This window comes from Clostridium bornimense (assembly GCF_000577895.1).
In the GTDB taxonomy this organism is placed as follows: domain Bacteria; phylum Bacillota; class Clostridia; order Clostridiales; family Clostridiaceae; genus Clostridium_AN; species Clostridium_AN bornimense.
The window spans coordinates 51,791-73,863 of sequence record NZ_HG917868.1 but is presented as its reverse complement, the minus strand read 5'-3'; the positions used below and the strand labels follow the sequence as shown (position 1 = coordinate 73,863).

At 34.4% G+C, this 22,073-nt stretch carries 16 protein-coding genes, 1 tRNA gene and 3 rRNA genes; 1 reads left to right on the top strand and 19 read right to left on the bottom strand.

All coding sequences use genetic code 11. The features are described 5' to 3' along the window. Window positions 1–287 precede the first annotated feature (287 nt). The 11 genes from CM240_RS00370 to CM240_RS00320 all read right to left on the bottom strand — a co-directional run bounded on the left by CM240_RS00370 (window position 288) and on the right by CM240_RS00320 (window position 12,165). Window positions 288–1,985, bottom strand: coding sequence for an ankyrin repeat domain-containing protein (locus CM240_RS00370; protein ID WP_044035732.1), 1,698 nt, complete (start codon window positions 1,983–1,985; stop codon window positions 288–290). Window positions 1,986–2,072: 87 nt separating this feature from the next. Next, window positions 2,073–2,510 (bottom strand): staygreen family protein, encoded by a 438-nt coding sequence (locus tag CM240_RS00365; RefSeq protein WP_044035731.1) that lies wholly within the window; start codon window positions 2,508–2,510, stop codon window positions 2,073–2,075. Between the two features lie 338 nt (window positions 2,511–2,848). Next, window positions 2,849–3,283, bottom strand: coding sequence for a type II 3-dehydroquinate dehydratase (aroQ, locus tag CM240_RS00360; protein ID WP_044035729.1), 435 nt, complete (start codon window positions 3,281–3,283; stop codon window positions 2,849–2,851). Continuing rightward, window positions 3,280–3,786, bottom strand: coding sequence for a shikimate kinase (locus CM240_RS00355; protein ID WP_242838483.1), 507 nt, complete (start codon window positions 3,784–3,786; stop codon window positions 3,280–3,282). Before CM240_RS00355 ends, aroQ begins: the two co-directional genes overlap by 4 nt. An 11-nt stretch (window positions 3,787–3,797) precedes the next feature. Beyond that, window positions 3,798–4,949, bottom strand: coding sequence for a bifunctional chorismate mutase/prephenate dehydratase (locus CM240_RS00350; RefSeq protein WP_044035728.1), 1,152 nt, complete (start codon window positions 4,947–4,949; stop codon window positions 3,798–3,800). Window positions 4,950–4,964: 15 nt separating this feature from the next. Beyond that, window positions 4,965–6,053, bottom strand: a complete 1,089-nt coding sequence (aroC, locus tag CM240_RS00345; RefSeq protein ID WP_044035727.1) for a chorismate synthase — start codon at window positions 6,051–6,053, stop codon at window positions 4,965–4,967. Next, window positions 6,050–7,318, bottom strand: coding sequence for a 3-phosphoshikimate 1-carboxyvinyltransferase (aroA, locus tag CM240_RS00340; RefSeq protein ID WP_044035726.1), 1,269 nt, complete (start codon window positions 7,316–7,318; stop codon window positions 6,050–6,052). The genes aroC and aroA overlap by 4 nt, the downstream gene beginning before the upstream one ends. A 15-nt stretch (window positions 7,319–7,333) precedes the next feature. Beyond that, entirely contained in the window at window positions 7,334–8,395 is a 1,062-nt protein-coding gene (aroB, locus tag CM240_RS00335; RefSeq protein ID WP_044035725.1) for a 3-dehydroquinate synthase, read from the bottom strand. After that, a complete protein-coding gene (locus CM240_RS00330; protein ID WP_044035724.1) occupies window positions 8,364–9,239 on the bottom strand; it encodes a prephenate dehydrogenase in 876 nt (291 codons plus the stop codon). The genes aroB and CM240_RS00330 overlap by 32 nt, the downstream gene beginning before the upstream one ends. A 22-nt stretch (window positions 9,240–9,261) precedes the next feature. Further along, window positions 9,262–10,278 carry a 3-deoxy-7-phosphoheptulonate synthase gene (gene aroF, locus CM240_RS00325; RefSeq protein WP_044035723.1) on the bottom strand — a complete coding sequence of 339 codons (1,017 nt, stop codon included), beginning with the start codon at window positions 10,276–10,278 and terminating at the stop codon, window positions 9,262–9,264. A gap of 291 nt (window positions 10,279–10,569) precedes the next feature. Next, window positions 10,570–12,165, bottom strand: a complete 1,596-nt coding sequence (locus tag CM240_RS00320; protein ID WP_051483605.1) for a putative polysaccharide biosynthesis protein — start codon at window positions 12,163–12,165, stop codon at window positions 10,570–10,572. Window positions 12,166–12,339: 174 nt separating this feature from the next. On the opposite strand from CM240_RS00320, the gene bcp reads away from it, so the two are divergent. Continuing rightward, entirely contained in the window at window positions 12,340–12,798 is a 459-nt protein-coding gene (gene bcp / locus CM240_RS00315; protein WP_341349775.1) for a thioredoxin-dependent thiol peroxidase, read from the top strand. 200 nt (window positions 12,799–12,998) lie between these two features. Here the strand turns inward: bcp and trpB are convergent, their stop codons facing one another. The 8 genes from trpB to CM240_RS00275 form a co-directional block, all read right to left on the bottom strand. Next, window positions 12,999–14,189 (bottom strand): tryptophan synthase subunit beta, encoded by a 1,191-nt coding sequence (gene trpB, locus CM240_RS00310; RefSeq protein WP_044035720.1) that lies wholly within the window; start codon window positions 14,187–14,189, stop codon window positions 12,999–13,001. A gap of 148 nt (window positions 14,190–14,337) precedes the next feature. Next, window positions 14,338–14,413: transfer RNA gene (locus tag CM240_RS00305), tRNA-Phe, on the bottom strand. Window positions 14,414–14,419: 6 nt separating this feature from the next. Next, window positions 14,420–14,537, bottom strand: a 5S ribosomal RNA gene (gene rrf / locus CM240_RS00300). A 56-nt stretch (window positions 14,538–14,593) separates the two neighbouring features. Further along, a 23S ribosomal RNA gene (locus CM240_RS00295) occupies window positions 14,594–17,494 on the bottom strand. Between the two features lie 435 nt (window positions 17,495–17,929). Then, window positions 17,930–19,443 (bottom strand): 16S ribosomal RNA (locus CM240_RS00290). The 16S, 23S and 5S rRNA genes sit together here with 1 tRNA gene alongside, the layout of an rRNA operon. Before the next feature lie 587 nt (window positions 19,444–20,030). Further along, window positions 20,031–21,170 (bottom strand): pyridoxal-phosphate-dependent aminotransferase family protein, encoded by a 1,140-nt coding sequence (locus CM240_RS00285; protein ID WP_044035719.1) that lies wholly within the window; start codon window positions 21,168–21,170, stop codon window positions 20,031–20,033. Between the two features lie 94 nt (window positions 21,171–21,264). Further along, window positions 21,265–21,714 carry a VanZ family protein gene (locus CM240_RS00280; RefSeq protein ID WP_044035718.1) on the bottom strand — a complete coding sequence of 150 codons (450 nt, stop codon included), beginning with the start codon at window positions 21,712–21,714 and terminating at the stop codon, window positions 21,265–21,267. Beyond that, window positions 21,714–22,010: a hypothetical protein gene (locus CM240_RS00275; RefSeq protein WP_044035717.1), complete on the bottom strand. Its 297-nt coding sequence runs from the start codon at window positions 22,008–22,010 to the stop codon at window positions 21,714–21,716. The genes CM240_RS00280 and CM240_RS00275 overlap by 1 nt, the downstream gene beginning before the upstream one ends. Between the last annotated feature and the right edge of the window lie 63 nt (window positions 22,011–22,073).

Sequence of the window (22,073 nt, the reverse complement as noted above, 5' to 3'; positions counted from 1 at the left end):
ATAAAAACTATTATCTATTATTTTCCATAAGACTTTAAAAGGGATTCTCTCATAATTATATATATTTTAAGCTACATGAAAGTACAACTTTTATTAGTCCCCTATAAAGCAACATTACAATATCAATATTTAATTATAAAATAAGTCTTTATAAGAAACTAATGATACTACACTTATAATCTTAGAAATTCCGCAGGAATTTCCACTACAATTGTGAATCGTGAAGTGCGAATTTAAAAAAAGGCTTTCGCCTACAAATTCTCATTTGCTATTGCGAAAGCCTCTTTCTATTCTAACAATCTAATAATATCTTTACTATTATTCTCTTTGGCATAATGTAACGCATCAAAGTTATAATTATCTTCTATATTTTTATCTGCTCCTGACTCTAGTAATAATTTGACACAATCAGTCCATCCCATTTTAGTAGCTTCTAAAATAGCAGTAGTACCTTCAGCATTTTGATAATTTATATCTCCACCATTTTTAATTATTTTCTTCATTATATCTTTACTACCACTATAAGCGGCAAGTGTAAGTGGACTATTTTTCATATGGGAATCTTCATCAATATAATTTATATTTGCATCATACCTTATTGCAAGTTTAAGTATATCCATATTTCCATAAGCTATAGCATTTTCTAATATTCTATTTGGTGATGCTCCATTTTCAAATAAATACTCTAACATTTTTAAATCTTTTGCAGATTTATTATATTCATTAATATCTAACCCGCCTTCTACTAATACTTTAGCCACATAATAATCATCAGCATATTCTAATAAACTTTGTCCATCTTTTTTAATTTTTAAGTCATATCCATTATCTAATAAATATTGAACTATACTAGTATTTCTATTTTTAATAACTTTTGTAGCTGTTGAAAACAAATAATTATCATCTAAAGGATATCCACTTTTCAATATCAAATCTACCATCTGCACATTACCATTACTAGCAGCTTCATAAAGCACATTATAAAAATCACTACTAGGAACAAGATTTGCACCTTTTTCTATAAGATACTTAACTACATCATAATGATTATTTTTTGCTGCCATAACTACTGGTGGTACATATCCCTCTCCACCATTAACATCTAATCCTTGATCTAAAAGATACCTAACAACATCGATATTCCCATACTTAGCTGCTATTGTTAATATAGACATACCATAATTATTACAAACCTCTAGCTCTGCACCTTTTTCTTGTAAAACCTTTATTGTATCTACATCTCCAAATGCAGCAGTATAAAATAAAATTGTATCTCTATCATCTTCATTTATATCATTTTTACAAATTAATGATGTAACCTTATTTGTTTCTCCTAAAATGGCTGCTTCTACTACAGGCTTCAATTCTGATTCATAGTTATTATCTAGAAGACTTTTTAGTACAAAGTTTACTAGTGCATATTTACCATCACCATCATTATATATAGACCTTCCTTTAAAAACTGCTTCTAATGTATTTGGTCCTATTTTTCCACCATTATCTAAAAATAATTCTATAGTTGACATAATCCTATTTTCATCCTCACTACCAGAAGCAGCATACTCTAAAGCTGTATACCCATTTTTATCTCTATATTCTATATTTGCCCCATAATCTAAAAGTAATTGACAAATCTCATTATTATTTTCGGAAGCCATAGCCATCAATATAGAAGTACCATCTTCCCTACAACTATTGACATCCGCCCCGTTTTTTATAAGATACTTTACTACTTCTCTATTATTTTCATTATTATTATTCATAGCTATAAAAATAGGCTTTGATTCACCATTATTTATATGATCAAATTCATTAATATCACAGCCTTCTACTAAAGCTTCATCAATAAGACTAAAATTGTTATTTTCAATACCACTATATAGCTTTGTGTTATTACTAACAAATATCTTGTCCCTTATAATGAAATATCCTAGTACCACTATAACTATTAAAATCATACTCATTACCTTTTTATTAATTTTCATATATTCTTCCCACCATAAATTTCAATTTTTATAGATATATACCATGATATCACATTTAGTTCTTATTTTTACTATTATAATAAAAATTTATATTTTGTATTCCTTCATAGTTCCAAAGTTTTTTACTTTGTTATATTCTTCAAGCTCTGAAATAAACTTAATTTCAATTACAATGTCATCTAGCTTCTTATTCTCCTCAAATAATTTTCTATCACCATATCTAATAGCTTGCAATGCCAATGGCATCTCCTTATTAAAAAGCATATTTCTAATCTTACTCTTTTTTATTGTATCGTTATCAATTAATACCTCTCCAACTAATTTAATTTTTCCGTTACTATGTGTCCATTTTAAAAGCACTTCATCTCTAAGTTTATCTATCTTGTCTTCTGCGTATTTAAGTCCAATGGTTACAAATAAATCACCAGTTTTATCAGAATGAGTAACTGTATACTTTCTCCCTTCAATAGGATATGTTTCTGTTACACCATCACGAAATTCTGTAAATATTTTATTATAATCCATTTATTACACTCCTACTATAAATATTTAATACTATATTTATGCTAAACTATTTACATATATTTCAACATACTCTATACTGTTGGTATATAATTTCAACTTCATATATAAAAATAATTTTTTAGTTTACATAATCATATTTTTATATATTTATTAAAATTAGCGACTATTTTCATAACTATAACTTTTTAAATATTATTCCAGTGTAACTCCATTATATTAATATATGTTGCAACCTCTTTGACTTGTGACTCAATTATACGATCTATATTCTGAATTACCCAATAAAAAAATAGTAGCCTCCCCAAAAGAAAAGCTACCATTATACAAGTTACTAACCACTATGCACTGATCATATCTACCAAATACTCTAAAGCATATCCATATCCCTTAAACCCTAATCCACACACTTGTCCAACGCAAGCTGGAGCTATAACAGATTTTCTTCTAAACTCTTCTCTCTTATGAATATTACTTATATGAACTTCAATAGTAGGTATACTTACAGATAAAATAGCATCATAAATTGCATAAGAATAATGAGTATATGCCCCTGGATTTATCACAATCCCATCAAATTCCCCATAAGCACTATGAATTTTGTCTATTAACTCACCTTCGGAATTACTTTGAAAAACCTCTACTTCAGTACCTAACGCTTTTCCCTTTTCCTTAACTTCCTTAACTAAATCATAGTAATTTTGTGAACCGTATATTCCTTTTTCTCTAACACCTAAAAGGTTTAAATTTGGTCCATTGATAACTAGTATTTTCATTTTATCACCCCATATTCTTTAACTATTTCTTTAAGTTTTTTCACAGCCTCTTCTTCACTATCATTGTTATATAATATCTTGTCAGAATATAAAACATATAAATCTTTTCTTTCTCTATAAAGATTATATATTCTTTCCTTCCCTTCTTTAAGTAAAGGTCTTGTTTCTGTATCCACATTTTCTATGATTTTTTCAGGTACTCTGTGGATAAATACAATATATCCACAGCTTTTCAACACATCCATGTTTTCTTTTCTCTTTATAACTCCACCACCTGTGGATATAATAGTATTTTTGTACCCTGTCATTTCCCTTACTACAGAAGATTCTTTATCTCTAAAAAAGTCTTCACTTCTACTAAACATCTCTTCTATTGTCATACCATTTCTATCTACCACATAATCATCTAAATCAAGAAACTCTAATCCTAATTCTTCGGAAGCTTTCTTCCCTAAAGATGTTTTTCCACAGCCTGGCATTCCTATTAGTATTATATTATTCACAAAAAAGCCCCCTATTTTATCATGTCGCAACTTTGTTTATAACAACCAATTAGCCTAAAATCTATACTTTCACAAGCTAAATCTTCTATAACTTTTCTTGTAACACCATCATCTAAATTTCCTGTAAAGTCTATATAGAAGAAATACTCAAAAGCCTTATCCCCAGTAGGCCTTGATTCTATCTTAAGCATATTTAATCCGTTATTTGCAAAATGAGCTAATGTTTCATACAAGCTTCCACTAACATGTGGTAATGTAAGTATAACTGATACCTTATTACATTCATTATCGCATTCTAAATTTTTTCCTACTATAATAAACCTAGTATAGTTGTCAGTTAAATTATTGATACCTTCTTTAATACACTTAAGTCCATATAGTTCACCAGCGGCTTTACTACATATCGCTGCTTTACTAATATTATTTTCTTCACTAACCATCTTCGCTGCCATCGCTGTATTATTATATGGCATTAATCTTATATCTCCATATTGAGATAAGAAATTAGATGATTGAGAGAATCCTTGTGGGTGAGAATATATTTCTTTTATATCTTCTATTTTTGCTCTTTGTACCCCAAACAAGCACTGTTCTATTCTCACTAATTCTTCTCCAACAATATATGTCTTATATTCCCTCATAAGATCATAAACATCATTAATAGCCCCTGTAGAAGAGTTTTCTATTGGTAAGATACCATAATCACATTCTCCATTTTCTAAAGCTTCAAATACATCTCTGAAGTTATCTACATTAGTATAACTACAATCACTAGAGAACTGTTTTAATGCTTCAAAAGAGAATGCTCCTTCTACACCTTGATAAACAACTCTTGGTTTATCTTTCTTTTCTACTACTGAATCCATAATCTTATCAATAGCATCTATCTTATCTCTACAATTACTACTATTTTGATGAGAACGACTAATAGCCATAATAGATTTAAGCATACTTATAGTACTTTCCTCATAAGTCTTATCTTTTACTAAAGAACGTCCTCTTTCTATTACTGCTTCCTCTCTTTTCTCATTAAGAGTACCTATTCCATTTTCTCTTTTAACCCTACCTACCTCAGATACTACTTTCATTCTCTCTTCAAAAATTTCTATAAGTTTACTATCTATTTCATCAATTCTATTTCTTAATTCTTGCAATTCCTTCATAAAACCACTCCCCAATTATTGTTGTTTTCCTTGAAGTAATATATCTAATATTGCTACAGCTGCAGCACATTCAACTACCGGTACAGCCCTTTGCACTATACATGGATCGTGTCTACCATGAACTTCTAATATATCATTTTCCATAGTTTCAACATTAACAGTTTTTTGTGGTTTTGATATTGATGGCGTTGGCTTTATAGCTAAAGAGAATACTACTGGCATTCCATTTGTTATTCCTCCAAGTATTCCTCCATTATTATTAGTATAAGTTTTTATTTTTCCATCTTCTATATAATAACTATCATTAGCCTCACTACCTCTTAGTGTGGATATATTAAATCCCTCTCCAAACTCAACACCTTTTACTGCTGGAATTGAGAATAACATATGGGATAATACACTTTCAACAGAATTAAACATAGGATTTCCTACTCCTGCAGGTAAATTAATAATTGCAGCCTCTATTACACCACCAACAGAATCTAAATCATTTTTAGCATCTAATATTTCTTTTTGCATATCTTCTACTACATCTTTATTCAATGTTGGAAATCTATTTTCTCTAAGTTCGTCTAATAATTCTTTTGTTATATTAGTTTTATCAAAACTAGAATCTTTTACATTCCTTATAGATTTAATGTGACTACCTACATATATATCTTTTTCCTTAAGAATTTCCTTACAAACAGCTCCTGCAAATACAAACATAGCTGTAAGTCTTCCTGAAAAGTGTCCTCCACCTCTATAATCATTATAGCCATCATATTTTATCATTGCTGGATAATCTGAATGGCTAGGTCGCATTTTAACCTTAAGCTCTGAATAATCCTTAGATTTTGTATTACTATTTTCAATAATAGCCGCCAAAGGTGCCCCAGTAGTTTTTCCATTAAAAATACCACTTAGCACCCTTGGCATATCTTTTTCCGCCCTTGGTGTAGAAAACTTATCTTGTCCTGGTGCTCTTCTTTTCATATCTTCATAAACTTTATCAAAATCTATATCATATCCTGCTGGTAATCCATCAATAACAACACCGATAGCCTCACCATGAGATTCTCCAAATACAGATATCTTTACTTTAGTACCTATTATCGAACTCATCTTACATTCCCTCCCAGCTTCGTATAATCCTCAAAGAAATTTGGATACGATTTTTCTATTGCCATAGGATTATTAATGATAATATCACCCTTTGCTCTAGTTGCTGCTATAGAAAGAGCCATCACTATTCTATGATCATTGTGAGAATCAACGTCTCCTCCCTTAAACTCCTTTACCCCTCTTATAATAAGAGAATCTTCTAATTCAGTTATATCAGCACCTATCTTGTTTAATTCTACTGCTGTAGCATTAAGTCTATCGCATTCCTTTATTCTAAGACGCTTTGCATTTAATATTCTTGTTTCACCTTCAGACATACTAGCTAGTACTGCAAGAATCGGTACTAAATCTGGACATTGTGAAACATCTATATCTATTCCCTTTGTCTTTGATGGTAATGCCTTTACATATTCATCCGTTTCTTCAAAGTTACAACCCATATCCTTTAAAATATCTAAAATTGCCATATCTCCTTGAAGAGAATCTTTTCTAAGCCCTTTACACTTAATATCATTTCCTATAGCACCTGCTACTAAGAAAAATGCCCCTTGTGAGTAATCACCTTCTATATAATAATCTCTAGGTGAATATTGTTGATTTCCTTTGATTTTAAATATCTTATAATCTTGATTCTCTATTTCTATACCAAAACTCTTTAAAGTATCTAATGTTAAATCAACATATCCCTTAGACTCTAATTCCGTAGTAACTACAATTTCAGAATCTCCTTCTACTAAAGGAAGGGCAAATAATAATCCTGTTATAAACTGAGAACTTATGTCACCCCTAAGCTTATAAATCCCACTACTTAACTTTCCTTTTACCTTTAATGGTAATCCACCTTCTGTAGTAGTATATTCTATTCCTTTTTCATCAAAAATCTCATAGTAAGATGTCAGTGGCCTACTTACTAACTTTCCTTTACCTTGAAAAACATATTGTCCTTCTCTAACTAATGCCACAGGAATTAGAAATCTTATAGTAGAACCAGATTCATTACATTGTAGTGTTATCTCCTTATCTCCACAAGAAAATATATCTGTACCATCTATAACTAAGCTATTATCCTTTTTCTCTATCTTTGCGCCTAACATTTTCATAATTTCTAAAGTAGCAATTATATCTTTAGAATATTGTACATTGCTTATATTAGAAATTCCTTTACTTAAAGCCGCTGATATTATACCTCTATGCCCAAGACTCTTCGATGGAGGAATTGTAACCCTGCCTCTTAATGCCGTCGGACTTATTACAACTTTTTGCACATTATTGCCCCCCTTTTATATAAAATTTACAATCTCATCTCTAGAAACTTTATGAATAAAAGATTCCCCAATATCTTTTAACAAAATTAGATTCATAGATTTTCCTATATTCTTTTTATCTACTGATATTGCTTTAGCAATATCCTCTTTTTTAATATCACCTATACTACAAGGTAAATTAAACTTAACTAATACTTCCTTTATACTTTCAGAAACTCCTTCAGGACAGAAGCCCATATCCTCACATCTTTTTGCGATAGAATACATTCCTATAGATACTGCCTCTCCATGAGAATATCCTTCATAGTTTTGAATCTTCTCTATAGCATGACCTATAGTATGACCAAAATTTAATATCATTCTTTCTCCAGTGTCCTTTTCATCTCTTTCTACAACACCTCTTTTTATATCGCAACAGTCATATATTATATCTCCTAAGTTTTCAAATAATTCATCATAACTATTTATTGAACTTAATTTTTCAAATAAACCTCTATCTTTTATTAGTCCATATTTTATAGCTTCACCTAATCCATCATTTAAAAACTTTCTCTCTAAGGTTTGCAAAACATTAGGATCTATAAATACTGCCTTTGGATGATAGAAACTGCCTACTAAATTCTTACCTCTTGGTAAATCTACTGCTACCTTTCCACCAATTGAAGAGTCAATTTGAGCTAATAACGATGTAGGTATTTGTACAAAAGGTATTCCTCTTAAAAGTGTTGAAGCACAGAATCCAGTTAAATCACCTATAACACCACCACCTAAGGCAATTATTAAATTACCTCTATTTAGGTTAAAATCTAGTAACTTATTATATAGTGCCATAAGGGAATCCATTGATTTACTCTTTTCTCCTGCCGGTAAAACTACCTTTAGAGTATCATATCCCTTTTCCTCTAAAGCATTATTTACTATATCTCCATAAAATTTATCTACATTGGTATCTGTTATTATAGCAATCTTATCTCCTGTATAAATATTTGCAATCTTATCTCCTATATCTTGTATAAGTCCATTCTTTATTAGAATTTCATACTTATTACAAGGAAGCTTCACTTGTATTTTTCTCATTCTGTTGCTCCTTTCTAACCCTCGACTTCTTTAAGAGTTTATACAATCCCTCTTCATCGTTATTTTTTAATAGACTTTTTATATCCTCCAAGTTCTTTTGTAGCTTTTCTATTTCCTTTATCAAATTTCCTTTGTTATCCATAAAAAGACCACTCCATAGGTCTTCATTTATCCTTGCTACTCTAGTAATATCTCTAAAACTTCCTCCCGTGAATCCATCACACATTGTAGCTAAGTCATTTTCCATCATTGCTACTGCCACTACATGAGGAAGATGTGATGTATAGGTAATCAACTTATCATGTGTATTACCATCAACTACTTTAATCGTTGTAAATCCTATTTCCTGGGCAATACTTTTTAATAACATAATATTTTCTACCTTGCTACTACTGCTAGGAGTCAGTATATAACTTCCTCCCTTCAGCATATCCAAAGAAGCGTGTTCAAAGCTGTTAGTTTCCTTACCTACCATTGGATGTCCTCCAATATAATCTACCATTCCACTGCAAATCTTTACGATTTCCTCTTGAAAACCATCTTTTAATCCCGTAGTATCAGTAACTATAGCACCTCTTTTTATCCTATCTATATATTTATTAAGGAATTCTACTTCTCCCCTAGGATATATACTTATTAAAATAATATCACTATCTTCCATTTCTTCTGTAAAAGTAGTACTTCCTTTATCAATTATACCCATTGAAGTAGCTTTTTCTAAAACATGTTCATCTATATCAATGCCATATAATTTAATAGGATTAAGTTTTCTAAGTGCCATAGCTAAAGATCCTCCAATGAGCCCCATACCAACCACGGTGATTTTTAGCTTAAAGTCCCCCATAACTTACACTCCTTAAATATTTCTAAAGCTCTCTTCCAACAGCCTTAGCTATATCCTTTAATGATTTCATTAAATTATCAAATCTTTCTGGCTTTAATGATTGATCCCCATCACACTTTGCATTAGCCGGATCATTATGAACTTCAATTATAAGACCATCTGCTCCTACAGCTACTGCCGCTCTTGAAAGGTCCTCAACCATCCACCACATACCTGCTGCATGAGAAGGATCTACTACCACTGGTAAATGACTCAACTTCTTTACTGCAAGTACAGCACTTAAATCAAGAGTATTTCTTGTGAATTTTTCAAATGTTCTTATTCCTCTTTCACAAAGAATAACATTCTCATTTCCACCTGCCATTATATATTCAGCAGACATTAACCATTCTTCAATTGTGTTTGATAAACCTCTCTTTAATAAAATCGGTTTCCTTGTAGCCCTACCAAGCTCTTTCAATAGCTCAAAGTTTTGCATATTTCTTGCCCCTACTTGGATAATATCAACATCTTCTATAAATTTGTCTATAAGATATGGACTCATTATCTCTGTTACTATTGGAAGCCCTGTTTCTTCCCTTGCAATCTTAAGAAGTTCTAATCCTTCTTCTCTCATACCTTGAAATGCATATGGCGATGTTCTAGGCTTAAAAGCTCCACCTCTTAAGAATCCTGCTCCACTATCCTTGACACTTTTAGCTACTGATATTATCTGCTCTGGACTCTCTACAGAACAAGGTCCAGCAATTATCGCTAACTTTTCTCCACCAATTTTTCTTCCACATATATCTATTATAGTATTATCTGGATGGAATTTTCTATTAGCTTTTTTAAAAGGTTCCTTAACTTTAATTACATCTTCAACAGATTTATCTCCTTTAATCTCTTCCTCATTAATAACACTGGTATTGCCAATTAAACCTATTACAACTCCACTACTTCCCACTGTTACTTGAGTTTGCACTCCTAATGAGACTAGTTTTGAATTCACTCTTGTTATATCTGATTCATCTGAATCTTGCTTTAAAACAACTATCATAAATCTTACCTCCATTAAATTCTATTATATGAACAAAAAAGAAGGTTCATTTGAATGAACCTTCCCTATCTTAACTAAAATTTTATACACTAAAAAGATACACTCATATTTAGGAGTCTAATATTCTTTTTTGGGTAGCAAAAATATCTAGCGCTAAAATAAAAATAGCCCCAGTTAAAAAAGAAAGTATAAAAATTTATTATGCACTTTTTTAACTCTTTCATAAGAATATTCCTCCCTTTTTATTCCACAATATGGTTTGTTTAAATTATATCAAATTTTTATTTAGTGTCAATATGATTTTATTCTAGCTTTTAACTTTCTCGGAATAAATCTTAATACTATTCTTGGAATAGCTTCAAAATCCTCCTCTGTAAATCCACCTATAGCAACCATCGTAATAAAATATATATATCCACAAACTCCTGCTGTAGCGACAAGACCTACGAATATTCCTAAAGTTACACTAAAAAATGAAATTATATAGTATACTGAATTATAAACAATTTTCACGAAAAATGCCATAAAAATTGCAGATAGCCCTGTCTTTGTGATATATTTCCTCCATTGTATACTTACCTTAAGTTTATTCCTTATATAAAATGTTGCCAATAACATTGGTACAAGATAACATACTATATTTGAAATCACCGCTCCAGTAATGCCCATACTAGGAATTATAGTTCTATTCAATATAATCTTTATTATAATCCCAAGCACAGTAAATGTTGTAGCTACATATAATTTATTCATACTTTGCAGTATAGTATTTTCAATTAAATATATACCCCAAAATATTATAAGTATAGCTCCTCTTAACATAAGAACGTGACCCTCATATGATCCCGGAAACATAAGTCTATATACAGGTTTAGCTAGTAATGTAAAAGCTATTGCTGCCGGAATTGCTAACATCAATGTTATTCTAATTGCTAAATTTACCCTTTGATTTACTAACTTTCTATCATCAACAGCCATAGCAGCAGATATAGATGGTATAATAGCCTGACTTAAGGCAGTTATAAACGTTATTGGAACTAAAACTAATTGAAGATAGTTATTTACCATACCATACAAACCCTCTGCAGTCTTCTCTGCAACTCCACTTATGATTAAAGAGTCCTTTATGATACTTCCATCTATAATATTTCCACCATAAATTAATGCAGAAGTTATAACGATAGGTGTTGCATACATCTTTAACTTATCAACAATTTCGCTCTTCTTTACACGTCTTCCTTCGTTAGAAAGCCTTTCTGGCCTTGTTTTCTTATACATTTTTCTTATCATAAGGTAAGATATAAAAGCTCCCACGCCTGTTCCTATTGTTGCTCCCGCTACTGCATAATCTATCCCAAGAGGTTTTAAGGCAAATGCACAAGCTAAACTAACAACAACATTTAATAATTGTTCAACTATCTGTGTCACAGCTGTAGGAATCATATTTTCAGTTCCTTGAAAATATCCTCTATATACAGATAATAAGGTACTTAATAATATTGATGGTGATAAAAATCTTAATGCCAACGCAATACTCGGATAACCTGAAAACTTTGCAATTGGAGTTGCAAATAGAAATAACGCTATTGATAAAATTAGTCCAAATATGCACATATAATATTTAGCTATTTTAAAAACTCTATTAGCATCTTTTTTATTTCCTTTTGCAATATATTCCGCCACAGTTTTTGATACTGCAAGACTTATACCTGAATTAGCTACACTAAAAATAAACGTGTAGATAGTATATGTATATGCATAATTTCCATAACCTGTTTTCCCTAACGTTAAGGTAAGAAATGGCATATATACCAATGAAACAACTTTAGATAACATTGCTCCTGCTGATAATATAGCAAAACCTTTTGTAGTAGATTTACTGCTCATAAAATCTCCTTTTCAAATTTATCTTATAGTAATACTTTCTAATAAATAATAATTATTATATAATATTATATAATATTAAATTTATTAACATAGTTATATTTTAATATATATTTGAAAAATGTTAAACATAAAAATTTGTAAAATTTTATAAGAGGTGATATATTTATGGATAATATGGTATTAAATATAGGGGATAAAGCTCCTGATTTTTCTTTAGAAGGATCTGATGGCAAAACTCATAGCCTAAAAGATTACTTAGGTAAAAAAGTTATTCTTTATTTTTATCCTAGAGATAATACTCCTGGATGCAGTAGAGAAGCTGAATCTTTTAGAGACGCTTATAAAGAAATAAGTGACTTGAATACAGTTATATTAGGTGTATCTAGAGATACTTTAACTTCTCATGAAAAATTCATAAACAAATATTCTCTACCATTTGTATTACTTAGTGATAAAGATGAGAAAGTATGTAATCTTTATGGTGTAATGAAAGAAAAAAAACTTTATGGAAAAGTATGTTATGGAATAGAAAGAAGCACTTTTTTAATTGATGAAAATGGAATCCTTGTAGATGAATTTAGAAAAGTTAAAGTTCCTGGACATGTAGACTCAGTAGTAGAAAAACTTAAATAAAAAGATAGCTGTTCATATTTGAACAGCTATCTTTCTATTATCTTAATTCTAATTACACTTAATAAATAATACTATCTTGCTTAAATAGTTTTATTGCATTTTTATATTCGTACTTTATAATAATGCTATACAAAAATGTAGCTTTCATAAAGTATCTTCACTTTACACTGATGTTGTGAATCTTAGTATAACACCCTCTATTATACTTCTTTCTTCTTTCTAAGAATATCTTTAACTTGAACTACGTCTTTATCTCCTCTTCCAGAAAGATTTACAATAATGATTTTATCTTTATCTAAAGTAGCTGCTAATTTCATAGCATAAGCAACAGCATGGGAACTTTCTATAGCTGGAATTATTCCTTCTGTCCTACTTAATTCACAAAATGCATCTATTGCCTCATCATCAGTTATAGATACATATTCAGCTCTACCTAAATCTTTATAGTAGCAATGTTCCGGACCAACTCCTGGATAATCTAATCCCGCTGCTACAGAGTACACTGGTACAACTTCTCCCTTTTCATCTTGTAAAAGATAACACTTAAAACCATGAATCTCTCCTAATGTACCCTTACACATAGATGCTGCATGATCTGGTGTATCTAATCCTTTTCCTGCTGGCTCAACACCTACTATATTGACATTTTTGTCATTAAAGAATGGATGGAATAATCCAATAGCATTACTACCTCCACCAACACATGCAATAACGTAGTCTGGTAATCTATCTTCTGCCTCCAATATTTGCTTCCTTGCTTCTTTTCCAATTATACTTTGAAATTCTCTGACCATAGTAGGATATGGATGTGGACCTACTGCTGAACCTAATAAGTAAAAAGTATCTTGTACATTATGAGCAAAATCATCTAACGCTGCATCTACCGCATCTTTTAAAGTTCTTGTTCCAGAAATAACAGGTATAACCTTTGCCCCTAATAATTCCATTCTAAAAACATTTAATGCTTGTCTCTTTGTATCTTCTTCACCCATATAAATTATGCATTCCATATCCATTAAAGCACAAACTGTTGCAGTAGCTACACCATGTTGACCAGCTCCAGTTTCTGCTACGATTCTTTTCTTTCCCATTCTCTTTGCTAAAAGTGCTTGTCCAATAGCATTATTAATTTTATGTGCTCCAGTATGATTTAAATCTTCCCTTTTTAAATATATCTTAGCACCTCCGATTTTTTCAGTTAATCTTTCGGCAAAGTATAATGGGTTTTCTCTTCCTACATACTGTTTCATATAATAATTAAATTCATCTATAAAACTCTTATCTTCTATATATTTATAGAAATTCTCCTCTACTTCACTTATAGCTTTTTGTAATAAAGGTGAAACATATGAGCCTCCATATTTGCCAAATTTCCCATGATTATTGATCATTTTATAACCCCCTAATTTATCACAATATTACTTTTTAAATTATCATTTATATATATATTTGTCAATATATGCATAACTTTTTATTAACTTTTATATTTATAATAATTACAAAAAATAAAAAGACAGTTAGTAAAAATACTAACTGTCTTGGTGGCTCGAGCAGGAATCGAACCAGCGACACGAGGATTTTCAGTCCTCTGCTCTACCGACTGAGCTATCGAGCCACATCTACCTGGCAACATCCTACTCTCCCACACAGTCTCCCGTGCAGTACCATCGGCCCTCTGAGGCTTAACCATCGTGTTCGGTATGGGAACGGGTGTATCCCTTAGAGGCATCATCACCAGATTTGAAAGATATTGTTCTTTCAAAATTGCATGCTACAATAAACTTTTTTATATACATTGGACAAGCCCTCGACCTATTAGTATCAGTCAGCTAAATATGTTACCACACTTACACCTCTGACCTATCAACCTGGTAGTCTTCCAGGGGTCTTACTGACTTAACGTCATGGGAAATCTTATCTTGAGGTGGGCTTCACGCTTAGATGCTTTCAGCGTTTATCCCTTCCCGACATAGCTACCCAGCTGTGCTCCTGGCGGAACAACTGGTACACCAGAGGTCAGTCCATCCCGGTCCTCTCGTACTAAGGACAGCTCCTCTCAAATTTCCTACGCCCGCGACGGATAGGGACCGAACTGTCTCACGACGTTCTGAACCCAGCTCGCGTGCCGCTTTAATGGGCGAACAGCCCAACCCTTGGGACCTACTACAGCCCCAGGATGCGACGAGCCGACATCGAGGTGCCAAACCTCCCCGTCGATGTGGACTCTTGGGGGAGATCAGCCTGTTATCCCCGAGGTAGCTTTTATCCGTTGAGCGATGGCCCTCCCACGAGGAACCACCGGATCACTAAGCCCGACTTTCGTCCCTGCTCCACTTGTAAGTGTCGCAGTCAGGCTCCCTTCTGCCTTTGCACTCTTCGAACGATTTCCGACCGTTCTGAGGGAACCTTTGGGCGCCTCCGTTACTTTTTAGGAGGCGACCGCCCCAGTCAAACTGCCCACCTAACAATGTCCCGTGACCTGATTCAAGGCCTCCGGTTAGAAATTCAGTACTGTCAGGGTGGTATCCCAAGGATGACTCCACACAGGCTGACGCCCATGCTTCCTAGTCTCCCACCTATCCTGTACAGACAATACCAAATCTCAATGCTAAGCTACAGTAAAGCTCTACGGGGTCTTTCCGTCCAATCGCGGGTAACCAGCATCTTCACTGGTACTACAATTTCGCCGGATTTGCAGTTGAGACAGTGCCCAAATCATTACGCCATTCGTGCGGGTCGGAACTTACCCGACAAGGAATTTCGCTACCTTAGGACCGTTATAGTTACGGCCGCCGTTTACTGGGGCTTAAGTTCACACCTTCGCTTGCGCTAAGTGATCCCCTTAACCTTCCAGCACCGGGCAGGCGTCAGCCCCTATACATCAGCTTTCGCTTTAGCAGAGACCTGTGTTTTTGCTAAACAGTTGCTTGGGCCTATTCTCTGCGGCCTACATTTCTGTAGGCACCCCTTCTCCCGAAGTTACGGGGTCAATTTGCCGAGTTCCTTAACTGCAATTCTTCCGCTGGCCTTAGGATTCTCTCCTCATCTACCTGTGTCGGTTTGCGGTACGGGTACCAAACTCCTCCCTAGAAGCTTTTCTTGGCAGCGTGGAATCAGGTACTTCGCTCATACGAGCTCCCCATCACACCTCAACTTAGTCTCCGGATTTGCCTAGAGACATGTCTAAGTGCTTAGACAGACATCCAATAGTCTGCACACCCTATCCTCCTGCGTCACTCCATTGGTAATAACGTCATTTGGTAGTATCGGAATATCAACCGATTGTCCATCACCTACGCCTTTCGGCCTCGGCTTAGGTCCCGACTAACCCTGGGCGGACGAGCCTTCCCCAGGAAACCTTAGATTTTCGGCCATTGAGATTCTCACTCAATTCTCGCTACTTATGCCAACATTCTCACTCCTGTACAGTCCACCGCTCCTTTCGGTACGACTTCAGCCCATACAGGAAGCTCCTCTACCACTCCGTTAGGAGTCCGTAGCTTCGGTAGTAGATTTTAGCCCCGGACATTTTCGGCGCAAGGTCTCTCGACTAGTGAGCTATTACGCACTCTTTAAATGAGTGGCTGCTTCTAAGCCAACATCCTAGTTGTCTTAGAAACCTCACATCCTTTACCACTTAATCTACATTTAGGGACCTTAGCTGACGGTCTGGGCTGTTTCCCTTTTGACTACGGATCTTATCATTCGCAGTCTGACTGCCTGGGTACAAGTGTATGGCATTCGGAGTTTGATAAGGTTCGGTAAGCCTCGCGGCCCCCTAGCCCATTCAGTGCTCTACCTCCATCACTTAATTTACCAGACGCTAGCCCTAAAGCTATTTCGAGGAGAACCAGCTATCTCCGAGTTCGATTGGAATTTCTCCGCTATCCACAGCTCATCCCATGGTTTTTCAACACCAACGTGGTTCGGTCCTCCACGAGGTTTTACCCTCGCTTCAACCTGGCCATGGATAGGTCACCCGGTTTCGGGTCTACAGCATGCAACTAGTCGCCCTATTCAGACTTGGTTTCCCTTCGGCTACGTACCATAAGTACTTAACCTTGCTGCATACCGTAACTCGTTGGCTCGTTCTACAAAAAGCACGTCGTCACACACATAAGGTGCTTCGACCGGTTGTAGGCACAGGGTTTCAGGTTCTATTTCACTCCCCTCCCGGGGTTCTTTTCACCTTTCCCTCACGGTACTGCTTCACTATCGGTCACTAGGTAGTATTTAGCCTTGGGAGGTGGTCCTCCCTGCTTCCCACAAGGTTTCACGTGTCTCGTGGTACTCTGGATCAGTTCTGACTTTTTCGTTCTTTCGCCTACATGACTATTACATTCTGCGGTGCAACTTTCCAGTTGTCTTCGACTAGAATTCCAAAGTATTTATGAACTGTCCGCAACCCCAAGAGCAAGCTCTTGGTTTGGGCTCTTTCCGTTTCGCTCGCCGCTACTCAGAAAATCGATGTTTCTTTCTCTTCCTCCGGGTACTTAGATGTTTCAGTTCCCCGGGTTACCTTCCTTAAGCTATGTATTCACTTAAGGATACATGAGGTTTCTCATGTGGGTTTCCCCATTCGGAAATCTGTGGATCACGGCCTATGTGCGGCTACCCACAGCTTATCGCAGCTTATCACGTCCTTCATCGGCTCCTAGTGCCAAGGCATTCGCCCTGCGCCCTTTGTAGCTTGACCTATCATTTATTCTACTATAAACTGCGCATTACTTCGTCAGCTACGTCGCTCATTTCGTTCACATACAAAAGTATTGTTCACTCATTCGCTCCTTGCTTCCTCGTACTGCTTGTTTCTAGCGAATAAATCTATACAATCTTTACTAGATTAGTATAGGTATATAAATCAGTAAATCTATAATAGATTTTAAAGTCTTTATTGTAACTATGCAATTTTCAAAGAACAATCTGCTCTACTATAAGCTTCGCATTACTTCGTCAGCTACGTCACTCATTTCGCTCATATACATAAGTATTATTCGCTCATTCGTTCCTTGCTTCCTCGTACTGCTCGCTTCTAGCGAACATATAATTTTGAAAGATTCTATGATCTTTCAAAATTGAACAGAAGACATAAACCTTTTTGCTTAGGTTCTCCCTAAACATATATCCTTAGAAAGGAGGTGATCCAGCCGCAGGTTCTCCTACGGCTACCTTGTTACGACTTCACCCCAATCACTAATCCCACCTTCGGCCGCTGGCTCCTTGCGGTTACCTCACGGACTTCGGGTGTTACCAGCTCTCATGGTGTGACGGGCGGTGTGTACAAGGCCCGGGAACGTATTCACCGCGACATTCTGATTCGCGATTACTAGCAACTCCAACTTCATGTAGGCGAGTTGCAGCCTACAATCCGAACTGGGATGAGTTTTTGAGTTTTGCTCCACCTCACGGTTTTGCGTCTCTTTGTACTCACCATTGTAGCACGTGTGTAGCCCTAGACATAAGGGGCATGATGATTTGACGTCATCCCCACCTTCCTCCGCGTTAACCACGGCAGTCTTGCTAGAGTGCTCAACTTAATGGTAGCAACTAACAATAAGGGTTGCGCTCGTTGCGGGACTTAACCCAACATCTCACGACACGAGCTGACGACAACCATGCACCACCTGTCTTCCTGTCCCCGAAGGGACTTCCTCGATTAAGAGTAATTCAGGAGATGTCAAGTCTAGGTAAGGTTCTTCGCGTTGCTTCGAATTAAACCACATGCTCCGCTGCTTGTGCGGGCCCCCGTCAATTCCTTTGAGTTTTAATCTTGCGACCGTACTCCCCAGGCGGAATACTTAATGCGTTTGCGACGGCACGGAGGTCATGACAACCCCCACACCTAGTATTCATCGTTTACGGCGTGGACTACCAGGGTATCTAATCCTGTTTGCTCCCCACGCTTTCGAGCCTCAGCGTCAGTTATCGTCCAGTAAGTCGCCTTCGCCACCGGGGTTCTTCCTAATCTCTACGCATTTCACCGCTACACTAGGAATTCCACTTACCTCTCCGACACTCTAGACCTCCAGTTTGAAATGCAGCACCCAAGTTGAGCTCGGGTATTTCACATCTCACTTAAAGGTCCGCCTACGCTCCCTTTACGCCCAGTAAATCCGGACAACGCTTGCCACCTACGTATTACCGCGGCTGCTGGCACGTAGTTAGCCGTGGCTTCCTCCTTTGGTACCGTCATTATCGTCCCAAAAGACAGGGCTTTACGATCCGAAAACCTTCATCACCCACGCGGCGTTGCTGCATCAGGCTTTCGCCCATTGTGCAATATTCCCCACTGCTGCCTCCCGTAGGAGTCTGGACCGTGTCTCAGTTCCAATGTGGCCGATCACCCTCTCAGGTCGGCTACGCATCGTCGCCTTGGTGAGCCGTTACCTCACCAACTAGCTAATGCGCCGCGGGTCCATCTTATAGCGGATTGCTCCTTTAAAGCTAAAGCCATGCGACTTCTACTTCTTATGCGGTATTAATCTTCCTTTCGGAAGGCTATCCCCCTCTATAAGGCAGGTTACCCACGTGTTACTCACCCGTCCGCCGCTAACTCCACTCCCGAAGGAGCTTTGTTCGCTCGACTTGCATGTGTTAAGCACGCCGCCAGCGTTCGTCCTGAGCCAGGATCAAACTCTCAATTTAAAAAGTTTGATTACTAGCTTAGTACTAGTTTGCTGACTTCATATATATGAGTCAATTTAAAGAATTAACTGGTTATATGTTTCTTCTGTTCAATTTTCAAAGATCATCTGTCGCTCTCTTGCGACGCTCATTTATTATATCAAAGCTATCGAATCTTGTCAACAACTTTTTTTATTTTTTCACTGCTCTCTCGCAGCGACAAGGATTATTATATCACTGTACTTTTTTAATAATATACCAAAAATCGCTATTTGTTATATTTATACTTATATTTCTTTATATATTCTATCTTTTTCTCTTAATATCATATATTGATACACTAGGATTAGTGTATCGTTGTTTTCCTCTATCTATTATCATATAATATATAAATTTCTCTTACTTTATCTGACTTTACTAATAATTAACGATATTCTATTCAATTACTATTAATCACATGTTATATGAATATATAATTTAAAATTATCTTATGAATATAAAAAATAATTTCTAATTTTCATTATAAATCAAGAAACAAAGAAGGCTATTACCCAAAACTTTATAGATAGTTTTATGTAATAACCTCTGTTTTAATAAAAATATAATTTTTATAAATAACTAAGAAATGTTTTACTTAAATCGACTTTGCATTGAAATCCAACTTCTTTTAGTGTCATTTCCAATGATAATAATGTATATGCAACTTTATCAACCCTTGCACTTTCTCCCATGTGACCTATTCTTAATACTTTATTCTCCAAGTATCCAAATGATCCTGCTATAAATACATTATATTTTTCTCTTAATATTTTCAATAACTTATTACAGCATATTCCCTCAGGTATCTTTACCACAGTAACAGTATTGGAATTATCTGATTCAATTATATTTAATTCTAATCCAGCATCAATAATAGTTTTTCTTACAGCATTTCCTATATTACTATGTCTGCTTATAACATTCTCTATTCCTTCATCTAATATATTATCAATAGCTGTAGCTAATCCCTTAATATCACTTATAGGCATCGTATACGGAAACCACTTATTCTCATAATAATTCTCCCATATTAATAAATTACAATAGAAACCCGCTATAGGTTGTTTTCTATTCTTCATTACATTTATTGCATCATCTGAAATAGTAACGATACTTAATCCTGGAGGAGCTGATATAGCCTTCTGTGATCCACCTAATGCTATATCAATACCCCATTCATCAATTTTTACTTCTTCCCCTATCATAGCAGAGACAGTATCAACTACTGTTAATATTCCTTTACTTTTTAAAAGTTTACATATTTCTTCTATATTATTTAAAACACCAGATGGAGTATCACAATGTACCACTGTTGCATATTTAAAATTACTATCTTTATCTAAAAATAACTTTAATTCATTAATATCTATAGCCTTTCCCCTATTGCCTTTAAATAAGATAGGATTTCCTCCATACATATTAACAAAATCCTTAAATCCTTCTCCATAAATTCCATTATCTATAACTAATACCCTATCATTATTTTCTGTCAATGATGCGCATGCTGCTTCTAATCCTAAAATACCTTCTCCAGAAAGAATCCTGACTCTATTTTTAGTATGAAGTAATTTACCTATCTTATCACAAGTTTCTTTGTAAAAATCATAAAATTCTAAATCAAGATCTGGATTAGTACACTTTTCTGCTCGTGAAAACATAACATTTTCTTTTACATCCGTTGGTCCTGGTGTCATTATAGTATATTTCATATATTTCCCCTCCTATACCGTCATATACTATTCATTATACTTAATAGTCTTCTATTTTTAAAATGTATCCATACACAAAAAGATTCACTAAAATTTATAAGTGAATCTTTTTTAATCTATCTTTTATTTTTAATAAAATTGCTCCAATTGAAGCTCCGATACTGTCAATCATTACATCAAATATTCTCATTTCTCTTCCTGGCACAAAATATTGATGAACTTCATCTGATATAGAATAGCAAATTGTTATTATTAATGATAATAAAATTTTTCTTTCAACATTTTCATATTCTTTAACAGCCATGTAAACTAATAAAAATAATATCAAGTATTCGGTAGCATGTGCAGTCTTCCGGACTATAAAGGAGGCATTCCCATTAGATATCATATCTAAATCAATACCTAAATATAATTTAATTAAATTTATAACAGCAGAACTATCACCTGTAGATTTATCTCCTTCTCTACTAGACATATAAAATATAAATAGCATAAAAATTACAACTAGAAACCACTTAAGTATTTTTCTCGTTCTACTCTTCATTAATTTATCTTCTTCCTTAATGATAAATCTATAGACCATCCAACTATTATAGTTATAAATAAAACTATAAGTAATACTAAGCTTACTATTTGACTAGAATTAAATAATAATATAGCTCCAGTCATTATTGAAATAGCTCCAACAATAATGTTTATTAAAATTCTTTTCTTTAAATAATTAACTATATCCTTATTTGCATTTCCTTCTAATTTTTTATTTTTCTTGTTCATTAATATTGAACCACCTATAATTGCAATTCCAAGTGTTATCATCAATATTGAAACAGTATTCTCCATACTTTATCCCTCCTATATATATGTAATTAAATTATTATAACATTAAATATGATTATACCAAAT

Excerpts from the sequence above, each read along its gene's own strand:
- aroF (WP_044035723.1), bottom strand. The coding sequence starts at position 10,278 with ATGATAGTTGTTTTAAAGCAAGATTCAGATGAATCAGATATAACAAGA.
- CM240_RS00275 (WP_044035717.1), bottom strand. The coding sequence starts at position 22,010 with ATGGAGAATACTGTTTCAATATTGATGATAACACTTGGAATTGCAATT.
- CM240_RS00285 (WP_044035719.1), bottom strand. The coding sequence starts at position 21,170 with ATGAAATATACTATAATGACACCAGGACCAACGGATGTAAAAGAAAAT.
- CM240_RS00330 (WP_044035724.1), bottom strand. The coding sequence starts at position 9,239 with ATGGGGGACTTTAAGCTAAAAATCACCGTGGTTGGTATGGGGCTCATT.
- CM240_RS00280 (WP_044035718.1), bottom strand. The coding sequence starts at position 21,714 with ATGAAGAGTAGAACGAGAAAAATACTTAAGTGGTTTCTAGTTGTAATT.
- aroC (WP_044035727.1), bottom strand. The coding sequence starts at position 6,053 with ATGAGTTCGATAATAGGTACTAAAGTAAAGATATCTGTATTTGGAGAA.
- CM240_RS00350 (WP_044035728.1), bottom strand. The coding sequence starts at position 4,949 with ATGAAGGAATTGCAAGAATTAAGAAATAGAATTGATGAAATAGATAGT.
- CM240_RS00365 (WP_044035731.1), bottom strand. The coding sequence starts at position 2,510 with ATGGATTATAATAAAATATTTACAGAATTTCGTGATGGTGTAACAGAA.
- aroB (WP_044035725.1), bottom strand. The coding sequence starts at position 8,395 with ATGAGAAAAATACAAGTGAAGCTTCCTTGTAATAAGTATGAAATTCTA.
- CM240_RS00370 (WP_044035732.1), bottom strand. The coding sequence starts at position 1,985 with ATGAAAATTAATAAAAAGGTAATGAGTATGATTTTAATAGTTATAGTG.
- trpB (WP_044035720.1), bottom strand. The coding sequence starts at position 14,189 with ATGATCAATAATCATGGGAAATTTGGCAAATATGGAGGCTCATATGTT.
- aroQ (WP_044035729.1), bottom strand. The coding sequence starts at position 3,283 with ATGAAAATACTAGTTATCAATGGACCAAATTTAAACCTTTTAGGTGTT.
- CM240_RS00320 (WP_051483605.1), bottom strand. The coding sequence starts at position 12,165 with ATGAGCAGTAAATCTACTACAAAAGGTTTTGCTATATTATCAGCAGGA.
- bcp (WP_341349775.1), top strand. The coding sequence starts at position 12,340 with ATGGTATTAAATATAGGGGATAAAGCTCCTGATTTTTCTTTAGAAGGA.